Annotated in this window: 12 protein-coding genes; 5 read left to right on the top strand and 7 right to left on the bottom strand. The window is 70.6% G+C overall.

The window, feature by feature from the left end; genetic code table 11:
* Positions 1-509: 509 nt before the first annotated feature.
* On the bottom strand, positions 510-1,523 hold the full coding sequence (locus ACWD12_RS39945; RefSeq protein WP_450103773.1) for an HAD family hydrolase: 1,014 nt from the start codon (positions 1,521-1,523) through the stop codon (positions 510-512).
* A 234-nt stretch (positions 1,524-1,757) separates the two neighbouring features.
* Here ACWD12_RS39945 and ACWD12_RS39940 point away from each other — a divergent pair, with 234 nt between their 5' ends.
* The gene (locus ACWD12_RS39940) at positions 1,758-1,967 is read left to right on the top strand and encodes a hypothetical protein (RefSeq protein ID WP_450103772.1); all 210 of its coding nucleotides are present in this window, start codon (positions 1,758-1,760) and stop codon (positions 1,965-1,967) included.
* Between the two features lie 489 nt (positions 1,968-2,456).
* On the opposite strand, the gene ACWD12_RS39935 is transcribed toward ACWD12_RS39940, so the two are convergent.
* From ACWD12_RS39935 to ACWD12_RS39920, 4 genes are all read right to left on the bottom strand, one after another.
* Positions 2,457-2,996 (bottom strand): dihydrofolate reductase family protein, encoded by a 540-nt coding sequence (locus tag ACWD12_RS39935; protein ID WP_450103771.1) that lies wholly within the window; start codon positions 2,994-2,996, stop codon positions 2,457-2,459.
* A 501-nt stretch (positions 2,997-3,497) separates the two neighbouring features.
* On the bottom strand, positions 3,498-4,418 hold the full coding sequence (locus ACWD12_RS39930; protein ID WP_450103770.1) for an aminoglycoside N(3)-acetyltransferase: 921 nt from the start codon (positions 4,416-4,418) through the stop codon (positions 3,498-3,500).
* A complete protein-coding gene (locus ACWD12_RS39925) occupies positions 4,415-5,659 on the bottom strand; it encodes an FxsB family cyclophane-forming radical SAM/SPASM peptide maturase (RefSeq protein ID WP_358362629.1) in 1,245 nt (414 codons plus the stop codon). The genes ACWD12_RS39930 and ACWD12_RS39925 overlap by 4 nt, the downstream gene beginning before the upstream one ends.
* Positions 5,660-5,804: 145 nt before the next feature.
* The gene (locus ACWD12_RS39920; RefSeq protein WP_450103769.1) at positions 5,805-6,113 is read right to left on the bottom strand and encodes a hypothetical protein; all 309 of its coding nucleotides are present in this window, start codon (positions 6,111-6,113) and stop codon (positions 5,805-5,807) included.
* Between the two features lie 305 nt (positions 6,114-6,418).
* Here ACWD12_RS39920 and ACWD12_RS39915 point away from each other — a divergent pair, with 305 nt between their 5' ends.
* Positions 6,419-6,571 carry an ATP-binding protein gene (locus ACWD12_RS39915; protein ID WP_450103768.1) on the top strand — a complete coding sequence of 51 codons (153 nt, stop codon included), beginning with the start codon at positions 6,419-6,421 and terminating at the stop codon, positions 6,569-6,571.
* Positions 6,572-6,980: 409 nt separating this feature from the next.
* Positions 6,981-7,910, top strand: a complete 930-nt coding sequence (locus ACWD12_RS39910; RefSeq protein ID WP_450103767.1) for a hypothetical protein — start codon at positions 6,981-6,983, stop codon at positions 7,908-7,910.
* A 580-nt stretch (positions 7,911-8,490) separates the two neighbouring features.
* Here the strand turns inward: ACWD12_RS39910 and ACWD12_RS39905 are convergent.
* Positions 8,491-8,883: a DUF6223 family protein gene (locus tag ACWD12_RS39905; protein WP_450103766.1), complete on the bottom strand. Its 393-nt coding sequence runs from the start codon at positions 8,881-8,883 to the stop codon at positions 8,491-8,493.
* A gap of 217 nt (positions 8,884-9,100) precedes the next feature.
* On the opposite strand from ACWD12_RS39905, the gene ACWD12_RS39900 reads away from it, so the two are divergent.
* On the top strand, positions 9,101-10,225 hold the full coding sequence (locus ACWD12_RS39900; protein ID WP_450103765.1) for a sensor histidine kinase: 1,125 nt from the start codon (positions 9,101-9,103) through the stop codon (positions 10,223-10,225).
* Entirely contained in the window at positions 10,222-10,884 is a 663-nt protein-coding gene (locus ACWD12_RS39895) for a response regulator (protein ID WP_450103764.1), read from the top strand. Before ACWD12_RS39900 ends, ACWD12_RS39895 begins: the two co-directional genes overlap by 4 nt.
* Before the next feature lie 750 nt (positions 10,885-11,634).
* Here the strand turns inward: ACWD12_RS39895 and ACWD12_RS39890 are convergent.
* Positions 11,635-11,895, bottom strand: coding sequence for a hypothetical protein (locus ACWD12_RS39890; RefSeq protein WP_358356782.1), 261 nt, complete (start codon positions 11,893-11,895; stop codon positions 11,635-11,637).
* Between the last annotated feature and the right edge of the window lie 107 nt (positions 11,896-12,002).

Here is a 12,002-nt window from a genome sequence, read left to right as displayed (position 1 = left end):
CCGCCCACGTAACAAAGACAGTTCCCCCGGCGTCATACCAACAGCAAACCGCCGGAAACAACCCTTGCCAAGGCCACATAACAAAGCACTACTAGTCGGTGCGTGGGCGGCGGGTGCGGTTCTCGCTCATCCCCGGCCGGGCATACGTTCAGGACCCCTTCCCGGGAACGGGGAGAGATATCGGCAACGCCAGCGGCGGGTTGCGGCGGACGCTGGAATCATGCCGGCCCGCCGGAAACGCCACCGGAACCGGCCGACCCTGCTGCCGAACCGCGGACGGAATCCGCGACCGGGACACGCACCGGGCCGGCGCGGTGCGCGGGGTCGTCGTGCCAGAACATCCTGCGTGCTTCCGGGAGCGCGCTCACATGCGCACACCTGTCGATCAGCCCGGCCGCATCGACTCGGGCCGACGCTGTGCGCCCGACAACGCGGGGGCGTCGCCGCCTTCGTCGTCGGTCCTGCGTCATGGAGACGGCGCAGCGTGTCTCGTCTGTGCGGGCGGGTGTTCACGTGCCGGTTCCGGGGTCCAGACTCCGCGACTTGTCCAGGGCCAGGCTCGAACTTCTTTGACGTGCTTGTGCGGCTTCGGGGACATGGTGGGTGGGCATCGTCAGCGGTCTGGCCGTCGTTGCCCGGTCGGGGGGTTCCAGACCGTGTGCCGCCGCCTGCTGTCCGAGGGCCTGTTCGCGTATTGCCGCCGCGGCGTTGAAGCGGCCCGCGATCCAAAGGCCGGCGACGGACGGCACCGCGAACTGAGCTCCTGCCTCAAGGAATTGGCGTGCCTTGTCCGGGTCTCCTCCGGTGATGCCCAGCACCGGTATCCCGGCGGCCAGGCCGGCGGCGACGTTTTTGACTGAGTCCTCGACGAAGGCGCCTTCGCTGCGCTGGTTGTCGGCGATTCCGAGCTCGGCGCAGGCCCGCACAAGCGCGTGGGGCTCCGGCTTCAAGTGCAGGTCACCGTCTATGTCACGGCCGACGACGGCTTGGAAGCGGCCGTCGTTTAAGCCGTGGCGCGCGAGCGCGAGATGGGCGACCAGTTCGGCATTGTTGGTCGCGACCGCCTGCTTCACCCCGAGGTGCCACAGACGCTGCGTCACTGCCGCGACCCTGGTCCCCAGGCGGGACGCGGGCACCGCGGCCATCTCCCATTGGGTGAGGGCGAGGTTGGCCATGTCGCGCGCTGCCGGCCCCTGCGCAGTGCCGTCGTGAAGGTGCTGGAAGGGGTCTGCTGTCTCGCGCCACGTGAACCCCCGGCTCCCGGAGCCGTTTTGCAACGACCACCGCACATGCCTGGCGATCTCCGGCGCTGTCAGGCCCTGGGGATAGACGACCGACCCCGCCGGACCGATGTCGTAGCGCAACGGCGAACGGCGGTTCCCGGCGTAGCCGTGAAAGAGGCTGAGCAGCGGGCCGTCCACCACAAGCTGACCATTTCCGGACTGTCGGGTAGGCCCGTCCATGTCCCAAAGAACGAACTTCCGCGAGTGCAGCCATGTCTGCACCTCGGTGGCGTTCGACAACACGACCCCTTCAAGGCGGGCACCATGCGGTCCTGCACGCGCGCATCGCGCACACGCGTCGCCAACCGTGTCGGCGGCATTCAGTCGTATCGACAGCGCCCATCCAAGCCGACCAAGGGGGCCGAGTTCACACCGCGTTCCCCTGGCCGGGACCTCTGGTCGGAACGTATTGCCGTTGCTCCGTCGGCCGGAATGCGCACACGTGGGGCTGAGGGCAGCTGGTGGTGGCCCGGCATGGACGGCGCAACCGAAAGGTCGGCGGCAGCAGCTCTTCCCACAGCGCCGCCGCCACTCTCGGGCAGGTCCGCCCGGCTCCTGGCGGCCGAACGCCCCACCGACGCCGACCCGCACGGCGAGAAGGGCCAGGGGTACGACGTCGCCGAGGCGCGGACCGCCGCCGGGCGCCGCCGCCTCGGACTCGGCGGCACCCACGGCGACAGTTGACGTTCCGGCCCCTGCGCTGTAGCACCCGCGCCCCGATCCGAATGAGCGCAGCCGATGGCCGGCCCGACCAAGTTTGACCACCACCCCACGCCACCAGCGCCACCGCCGTCCGAGCCGCCCACCCCGGAACAGCCTCCCCGCGGCTCAGGCCCCAACGGCCGGAACGGAACCTTCCCGTCAATGACCGCCGACACCCCCCGCTCCCGTGAGCAGTTCACTGGAACGGGTGAAGTCCGCGGCAGCAGCCCCGCCATGGCCTCCCCGTCCTGCTAGGCACTCTCGTACGGACCGGTCCAAACCCAACTTCCGGATCCTGTGCTGGTGGATCGGGTGGGCTGGCTCAGGAGCGGTGCGAGCTGTGGCGTATCGGTGCGGAGCGCGCGGTTCGCGCTGGGAGTGCGGGACGTGTCGCCGCCGGGCCCGGTCGCAGGTCGGGCATGGTGGGAGTACGCCGGTTCCCGCGCCGCTGACCGTCCGGGGTTCGGCTACCTAGGTAGGGGCGTAGGTAAGCAGGACGACGCCCGAGTTGAGGCGTGTGGTGCCCCGCAGCGTGAGGTGCGCGGTGTCTGCTCCGTCGAGGAGGCGGCTTCCGCGTCCGGCGATGACGGGGAAGACCCAGAGGAAGTACTCGTCGACGAGTTTGTCGGCCAGGAGCACGCGGTCGATTTTGCCGGTGCCGAGCTTGAGGATGTCCCGCCCCGGCTGTTCCTTGAGGCCGGCGACCTCGGCGGCGACATCGCCGGCGATGACGGTGCCGTTCCAGGTGGCGTGCTTGAGAGTGCGCGAGACGACGTGCTTGGGAAGGCCGTCGAGGCGTGAGGCACACCCCTTGCCGAGAGCGTTCAAGTCCGTTGCTGAGGCGGCGAGTTCCTCATACGCCTGGCGTCCCAACAGCAAGGCGTCCGTGTCGCTGAGGAGGTCGCCGGCGTACTGGTGGTACTGCTCATCCTGGTATGGCCTGCTCCACTGGGCGGCCGAGCTGATGACGCCGTCCAGTGTCACGTACGTCGATTCGATGAGCCTGCGCATAAGGGGGTGGGCTCCTTCAGGGTCGGGTTGTAGCAGCACGGGGCGGGGCGGTGGTACGCCGGTCTGCGTGACTTCGAGGTGGGGCGGGTGGGTGGTGCGGCGGCCCGACCCGTCTCCGCGGCAGGGTCGTTGCGTCCGCGTGCCGGTTCTCGAACGCCCCGCCCTCGCCGACTTCTTCCGGCTGCGGCTTGGAACCGTTTGCGGCTGGCCACCGTGCTTGATGGCGCCCACCTCGCCTGCGAACAATGCCTCGGCGAGACCGTCGTGCGCACCTGCCTGCTCCACTACATCGCCGTCGGCAGACTCCTGCGCGCCCACCAGGGCCACTGGGGCGCCCCTATGCTCAAACCGCACGTCGCCCCCGAAATCGCCTGGGCACCGGTGGCGGTCTGTGGCTCCCGGGAGACGGCCGGAAGCAAAGCGGGGTGCAGCCTGGGACCCTGTCGGGCGGAACCGGACGCGTGCACCCGCGTCGGGCTCATGACGCGCCGGTCCGCCGCGCTACGCGACCGCCGCCGGGCGACCGTCCGCCCGATGCCGTGCCATCCAGTCGGCGGCGAACGCGACCGCGGGAATCAACGGAACGAGTTTGGCCAAGGTGGCGCCGACGGGCCCTTCCCGGATGGCCAGGTTCTCCGTCAGCGCCGCTCCGATCAGGTCGAAGTCGGCCAGGTCCAGGAGCACGTCCTCGTACGCGAACCAGCTCGGTCGGCCCAGCCAGTCCGGGACGACGCACCGGTACATCCGCGTGGCGACCTTCGGCTGGAGGTACTCCGCCAGATGGAAGGCGGTGAACGCCGAGAAGCCCGTCCCCAGCATCAGCACCTTCGCGTCCGGCAACGAGAACAGCCGTGCCAGCGGCGACTGTTCGCCGAAGTGGGAGACCGGATTGTGGTGGCGCACGATGCCGTTAGCCAGCAGTCCCCTCGCCACGAACGACGACTGGGGGTGCGAGCTGCGGACCGTGCCCGGAGCCTGCCGGAGCAGCTCCGGCAACGCCCCCATCGTGGGCGACGCCGGCGTCCAGACCGGATCGAAAGGCGGCATCTCCTTTTTGTACGCCTCGATTTCCGCATCGCTGAGACCATAGGTGGCGCGCTGGAAAGGCAGTGACGTGTCGGAATTCAGCTCGGTGAAGGTGGGCATCACCAGCGTGCCGCCCGGACCGACCGCCTCCGTCAGCGCTGCCAGAACGCCGTGCGGTCCCCGTTCCACCGGCCCGATGCCGCGCAGTCGGCAGTGCACCAGCAGCACGTCGTTGATCCGGACCCCGAGGTTGCGGAGTTCGCCGACCAGTTCGTGTACCGTCCGCGGCGGCTCGGCCTCCGCCGCGAATGGCGGCTCGTCCGGTCCGGGGCGGGGCGGAAGGGAGGTCACCGGTGTCAGCCGCGGGTCGACGGGCGGTTTGGCCGGGGCGCTCATGCCTGGTCCCCCAAGGACTTGGCCGCCGCGACACTGGCCGCCACGCGCCCTCTGACGTGTTCGATGAACCTGATCAGGTCCGGGCAGTAAACCGACGGTTCGCCGAACCCGACACCCGATCGATACCGATGCGCGAAGTACCCGCCGCCGCACACCTCTCGGACTCGGCAGGAGCGGCATGTAACACCCAGGCCGGCAACGCCCAACTGCCGCACGGCCAGGGACGGATGGCGCAGCGCGTCGTCGAAGCTGTGGGACGTGATGGACATCCCCGTGGCGGCGGCGCCGTCGTACACCGACTTGAGGGTGTCGACCTGCTCGATCATGCCGTCGGTGTCGACGACGACCACCGTCGCCGGCCCGGGTCCGAGTTGCTCCGAGGTGCCCGAGCCGCCCAGCACCAGCGCGACGGTGTCCCGGAACAGACGCACGCTGGTCTCGGACTCCTCGACGTCGTACCAACGGTCGAAGGCCGCCGCCAGCCAGTCCCCGTACGGCGTCACCGCGGCGTCCGCATCGCGCGAGGGCGGTGGTTCGTCCCAACTGCCGTGCGGAAGAAGGAAGTCGATGGTCGGCGGGGCGTGTGCGAGCAGTGCTTCGTAGACCTCGACCGGGTCGTTCGCGAGATCGATCGTGCACAGCAGTCCGCCGTACAGCCCCGGCCGCGAGGGGTCGCGGAGCTTGGCGATCGCGGCCGCTACGTCGGCGTGACTGCCGCGCCCGTCGGCGCGGCGGCGGTGGCGGTCGTTGGCGGTCTCGTCACCGTCGAGGCTCACGCCGACGGATATACCGAGCGCGTGCAGTGCGTCCAGGCTCGCGTCGTCCAGCAGCAGGCCGTTCGTCTGCATGGCCAGTGACACCGCGGTGTAGGAGGGGACTGCCCGGCGCACACCTTCCGCCAGGCGCCGGATGAGTTGCACACCGGCAAGCATCGGCTCGCCGCCGTGCACGATCACGGTCACCGTCTCCAGGTGGCGCGCCCGCGCGTGTTCACCAATGCGGAGCGCGGTCCGGTCGGCGACCTCGGGCGACATCGCCTTGCTGGCCGCACGCCACGACTGGTCGCCCATCTCGTACAGGTAGCAGTAGTCACACGCCAGATTGCAGCGGCTGTGCACTTTGACGACGAAGTGCCGCAACGACACCGGTCGCCACAAGGAGCCCAGCGACCGGTGTGACGGGATGTTCAGTGGCCACTCGACGTTCACCGGCATTCGTGCCGGAGCGGACGACAATTCCACTCCGCCTTCCTTTCCCAACAGAGGGCGATCCGCCCTGGCCCGCCGACGGCGAGCGTCACCGAACCGGCCGGCTGAAGCCAGCTGTTGCAAGGTGCTTTGACAGCACTTGTGCACGGCGGGCCATGTGTTCCTCAGCGCCGAAGGCTCAGCGCTTCGCGTCGATGTCCACATGGCTGGAGAACCCGCTCGGAGCGACATCGGCCACGTAGCTGGAGAAGCCGCTCGCGGAGTAGTCCGCCACGTAGCTGGAGAAGCCGCTTGCCGAGTCGTCGGACACATAGCTCGAGAAGCCGCTTGCCGAGTCGTCCGATACGTAGCTCGAGAAGCCGGTCAGGCTGTCCGCGCCGACCTGGGTCCGCAGCACGGTGCCGAGCGGCGAACGTGCGGGGATGGCCGGAGAGTCCATAAGGTCGGTGATCTTCAGCCCGTCGAGGACCGGTGCGGCGTGCGTCATCTGCGTCTCCTTTGATCGGCAAGAACCAGCGCTCGCAAGCTAGCCGTTGCCGCGCGAACAGCCCAGCGGCGAACATCCCACCGCGTAAGCAGGACACCTCCATGCGCGACGCGGACAACGAGCCCGTTGAAAGGCCAATTCGCGCACCGGCCCTGCCCCGGCCCCCCGATCCCCTCACGGCCGGATCGGCCGGATCGGCCTCCAGGGCCGGTGGTTTCGGGTCGAGATCGTCGAAAGGCAGGGCGCAGCCGCCGGGCTGTCCGGTGCGGTAAGCGGCGCGTGCGACAAGGTGGGTGGCGACGGTCATGAGCATCCTTCAGCGGATGGACCGAGCCCCCGGGCTCTGCGTCGCCACCGTCGGCCGGCTCACGTTCAACGGCGCGATCATCCAGACCGACACCGAGTCCTACCGCCTCGCCCATGCCAAAACCCAAGCCGGACACACCGCGACCGGGTAACCCGAACGATCAGAGTCGAGGAGACCGTGCGTGACCGGCCCGGCACCGGCGATCCGTTTGAGATCTCGCAGCGACCTGCGGCAACTCGACGCGAACTGAACGGTTTTGATCAGGCGCGGCGCCGCGCCTGCGCCGTCGGTCGTGCCTACCGTGGAGGTTCGGGAAGCATACGGCACCACAGGATTCAGACCGTATGCCGCACGGTTGTGCGCCCGCGTGCCCCTCACTCCCCCTGCCGGCGCGCGGCCTTCCCGCACGGCGGCACCGGACGTCATCCCCCCGAGCGTCCGGGCCGCCGTATCCGGGTCGGGCCCGGCGGTCGACCACACCGCCGGGCCCGACCCCCGGCGGATGCGAGCCGCAACCAAGGCGTGACCTCCCAGGCGGGGCCCCGGGCAGGGGCTGCTCGTTGAGCACGGGCGTGGAGACCACGGAGCAGTACGCGCAGGCACAGCACGCCGCAGGGCGCCACGCCGAGCATCCAGCGGCAGCGTTCGCGCACGCGGGCTATGCCACGGCCGTCGGCGAGGCGATCGCCCCGCTGGTCGAGGACGTGACCGTGATCGTCGACCACACCCCCGGCCGCGCGGTGACCGCCGAAGGCGGCACCGACGCCGGTCCCGCCGCGGAAGTGCCGTTGCTGGACATCGTGGTCGAGGTCCACGACGGCCCCGAACCCGCGCCCGGCAGCGAGCACCCGCCCGCTTGGCTGCGGCTGTCCTGGGACCAGGTCGACGGCTGGCGCTACCAGTTCCCCCACGAGGTCGGCCGGTTCGCGCCCGAGCACGGGCACCGGCACCGGCTGATGGACGCGCGCGTGCCCGCCCCGCGCGACGTGGCCGGTTTGGTCGGGGGTGAGGACCGTGCCCGGGGCGGGTTCGGTCTCCGCGTTGCGCCATTCGGCGGACCGGGGCTCGATCACCACGGCCAGACCGTGAGGGCGGGTCCGTCCCGCGACAGCCGCGGCGCTCGCGTGCCTGCTGGCGGCTTGCGTCGTGGTCAACGATCCGTAGGCGGTGGTCGAGGCGACCGCGGTCGAGCCGCTCGGTGCGGTGGTGACCGGGACTGCGGCGGCGTGGACGCGGTGGGCTGCCGCAGCCTCCGCGATGGGCGCGGTGGCCCTGAGGCGGCGATGGGCGACGGCGATGCTCGCCCTTGCCGTCGCGTCCGCCGGCGCGCACGTGGCTCTGGCGGCGGCGACGAGGCCGCCGCACTGACCTCGCGACTAAAACCGGACGTCGTGCTGATGGACATCCGCATGCCCGGCACCGACGGCGTGGAGGTACCCGCCGCATCTGCGCCGACCCGGACACCGCGCACACCGGGGTGCTGGTGCTGACCACGTTCGTCCCCGGCGACAGACCGGCCGCGTCCCGAGCCCACTGATACTCGGCCAGCGCGTCGACGAACAAGCCCTCCTCGTCATCCTCCGACGAGACTGCCCGGCGCTTGCGCTGCAACGTGACGACGTCCGCCAACCCCGGCGGGACACCATTACCGCTCGCTGCCTCCCCCGACGTCGACGGGGCGAGCGACAGGACGCGACTTCGAGAATCCGCCACGGACACGAGGATTCCAGAAGCCACCCGCAGATTTCAGGAGTTCCTCGCAGAATCCCCCGCCCACCCACGGTACCTCTACACCCCCGGCTGACCTGCCGACAAGCACGGACACACCCCCTATCCCGCTCGACGAACCCGCGCGAACTCCACTTGGTTCGACGCCCGCCGACACCGCGATCAACGGCTGCTCGTCGTCCAGGTCGTTCGCGTATGCGTGACGCTCCGACCCTGACCATTCCTCCGCTCCGACTGGCGAGGGGCGCAACTCCAAGCGTGCGATATTCCCCACGTCGGCATGCGACAGTGCCTGGCGTTCATGCCTGCGTCGTGTGCCGAGTGGGCCCGTGGACGGCCGCGTCATGCCGGCACGCGGCGGGAGCGGGTCAGGGCCAGGGTGCCGAGTGCCACGGCGATCAGTCCCACGATCAGGGCGACGATGCCTCCACCCAGGCCGTTCCCCGTCCCGAGGCCGCCTTCGGCGGTGACGACGACCAGGAGCCCGAGGGCCGCGCTGATGATTCCGGCGGCCACCGCCGCGACGGCGCCGCGGCGGCCGGTGCCCGGAACGGAGCGGGTGCGGACGCGGCCGGTGGCGCGGGCCAGGGCCAGGCCGCCGACCATCGCGCCGGCCAGCCCGAGGAACGCGGCCACGGTGGCGCCGATCCGCCCTGAGCCGAAGTCGCCGACGGCGAAGGGCTGTGCGGAGGCGTGCACGACGGCCGGTGAAGTGAGCACGGACAGGGCGGACATGGGCTGCTCCTTCTGCTGGGAATGGATGTCGTCCGAGGATGTCCGCCGGGTCCGTGCCCGGTCGTCCACCGACTGCAGACTCCCTGCGCTGCCGCCGATGACTCATCCGGCTACTGCGGACGCGGCAGGAGCCGTGCCGGTACCGCGCCTGCGGTATCCGGGTGCTCGTCCGTGAGCGGGACCCGCCCGAACGGGGTGCCCGGCTAGGGTGCGCCCTATGACGTCAGGACGGTTCGCGGTCGGCACTGCTGCCCGGGATTGGGCGGTCGCCGTCGGGGTGGCCGCGGCGCAGTTGGTCACCGGGCTGTCCGCGGAGCGCTCCGCCGGCGCGGTCGACCTGCTCGGGTACCTGCTGCTGGTGGCGGGCGGCCTGGCGCTGGCCGCAGGCCGCAAAGCGCCGGTGGCTGTACTCGTCGGCACCGGGCTGTGCGCTCTGGGCTACCAGGCGACCGGTTTCGATGTGCCGGTCGTGGCTTTCCTGTTCGCGGTGTACGCGGCGATGCGGGCGGGGCACCGCACGGCCACGGTGGCGGCGTCCGTGGTCCTGTTGGCCGCGCTGCCGCTGGCCGCGCTGGTGTCGTTGCGCGACGGGGGCGAGGCCTACGCGCAGGCCCGTGGCGCGCTCGAGATCGCGTGGCTGATCGCCGCGGGCGCGGCCGGTGAGGCGCTGCGGCAGGCCGAACGGCGCGCGGACGAGGCCGAGCGCACCCGGGAGGAAGCCGCGCGGCGCCGCGCGGACGAGGAACGGCTGCACATCGCCCGCGAATTGCACGATTCGCTCACCCATCAGATCTCGGTGATCAAGGTGCAGGCCGAGGTGGCTGTCCACCTGGCGCGGCGACGCGGCGAGGAGGCCCCCGAGGCGTTGCTGGCGATCCGGGAGGCCGGCCGGGAGGCGAGCCGGGACCTGCGAGCGACCTTGGAGGCGCTGCGCGACGACGGGAAGGCCCCGCCGCTGGGGATCGACCACGTCCCGGAGTTGGTGGAGCGGGCCCGTACGTCCGGCCTGGCGGCGACGTTGACGATCGACGGGCCGCGGCGGGGCGTGCCGGCGCCGGTGGACCGGACCGCGTACCGGATCGTCCAGGAATCGCTGACCAACGTCGTCCGGCACGCCGCCGCCGCATCCGCGTCCGTACGGATCCACTACCGGCCCGACGCGCTGACAATCCGCGTGGACGACGACGGCACCGCCACACCGGCCGCTACCGCGGGCGCCGGCGTCGGATTGACCGGCATGCGCGAGAGGGTCGCCGCGCTCGGCGGCTGCCTGGTCGCCGAACCGCGCGCCGGGGGCGGGTTCACCGTCCAGGCGGAACTTCCGGTGGAGCGCGCCTCGTGATCCGCGTCCTGCTGGTCGACGACCAGCCGCTGCTGCGCAGCGGGTTCCGCGCGCTCCTCGACGCCGAGGGCGACATCGAGGTGGTCGGCGAGGCCGCCGACGGCGAGCAGGGTGTGGCCCTGGCCCGCGAACTCCTGCCCGACATCGCACTCGTCGACATCCAGATGCCGGTCCTCGACGGCATCGAGGCGACCCGGCGCATCGCCGCCGACCCTGCTTTGGCCGACGTCCACGTGGTCATCCTCACCAACTACGGCCTCGACGAGTACATCCTGGACGCGCTGCGCGCCGGCGCCGCCGGATTCCTCGTCAAGGACATCGTGCCCGAAGACTTCCTGCACGCCGTCCGCGTCGCCGCGCGCGGCGACGCACTCCTTGCCCCCTCGATCACCCGCAAGCTGATCGACCGCTACATCACCCAACCGCTCCCCGCCGGAACGGTCACCGGGCTGGACGAGCTGACCAACCGCGAATGCGAAGCCGTCGCGCTGGCCGCGCGCGGCCTGTCCAACGACGAGATCGCGGAGCGCATGGTGATCAGCCCGACGACCGCGAAGACCCACCTCAACCGTGCCATGGCCAAACTCCACGCCCGCGACCGCGCCCAACTCGTGGTCCTCGCCTACGAATCAGGACTGGTCACCGCTGGCCAACCCTGAGACCCACCGCCCAGAAGCCGCCGACCACACGAACGGCAGGACGTGGGTCCCGGTGACCTCCACATCCGGGCACACCGCAGCCTGCCCGGCCAGGGCGACGCGTTCGGCCCCGCCAACCGACAACATTCCAGCCCAGCTTCACCGCCAGCCAGATCGCGGTGTACTCGCACACCAACACCTGGTGCGGCGGCGGCATCCTACAAACGCCCGTCGTCCAGGTCGTCCAGGTCGTTCGCGTACGCCAGACGCTCCACAGCCGTCCACGCGGACCCCCGACCGGCGGGGAGCGATATTCGAAGCCTGTCGTGATGGCGTGCTGCGCCACGACATGTCCGTCGGCGGAGCCCGCCAATGCGCCACCACGCCCCCGGGCGCATGGTCAAGGCGGCCCGTCGCAGTCGGGGCGTACAGTCCCCTCGGATGCACCGGAGCCGAGCCCACGTCGGGGGCGCCGGACGATGCGCCGCGTCTGCGGCGCCGGTCCCCACCCGGTCGTCGACGAGACCGAAAACAACGTGCTGATCGCGAAGTTCGCCGCCCGCACCTGGGATCCCGGCCGGCGTTTCGACACCGCCCGCATCCCCACCGCGTGGATTATCGAGAGCTACAGTCCCAACCGGTCGACGCAACTCGACGACCAGGTCGTGTCGTACGCCGCGGGCGGAACCGACGTGGAACTCCCCCGCAGACCGAGGAAGTCGCCACTTACTTCGCCGACGGTGCGCGCAACCGGGCCTGTCGAACGCACTCCTACCGCAGCCCGATCTGCTGCTTGTCCTCCAGGACACCCTTGGTGAAGAAGAACTGGGCCTGGGTGCCGTACTGCCCGAGGCACACCCATCCCGCGTACTCCCCGTCGATGTTGCCCGACGACACCACCGAGCAGTTCTCCCGGCCCATGATCGCCAACATCTCCTCCGGGGTCATCCCTCGGGTGACTTTGTTGAAGTTCGCCAGCGTCGCCCCCTGCTTCCCGGGCAGCGGCACCGGCAGATCCGTCGGCATGTCCACCCCAGGCACCTGCGGCGCCTCTCCGTCATCCGAATCCGAGCAGCCCCCCGCGAGCACCACAACAGCAGCAATCACCAGAGAACCGGCCGCACCGCGCAGACGTCCCA

It is taken from the genome of Streptodolium elevatio, from assembly GCF_053592165.1.
The sequence above is the reverse complement of the archived record's forward strand: the minus strand, read 5'-3'. Positions and strand labels throughout refer to the sequence as shown.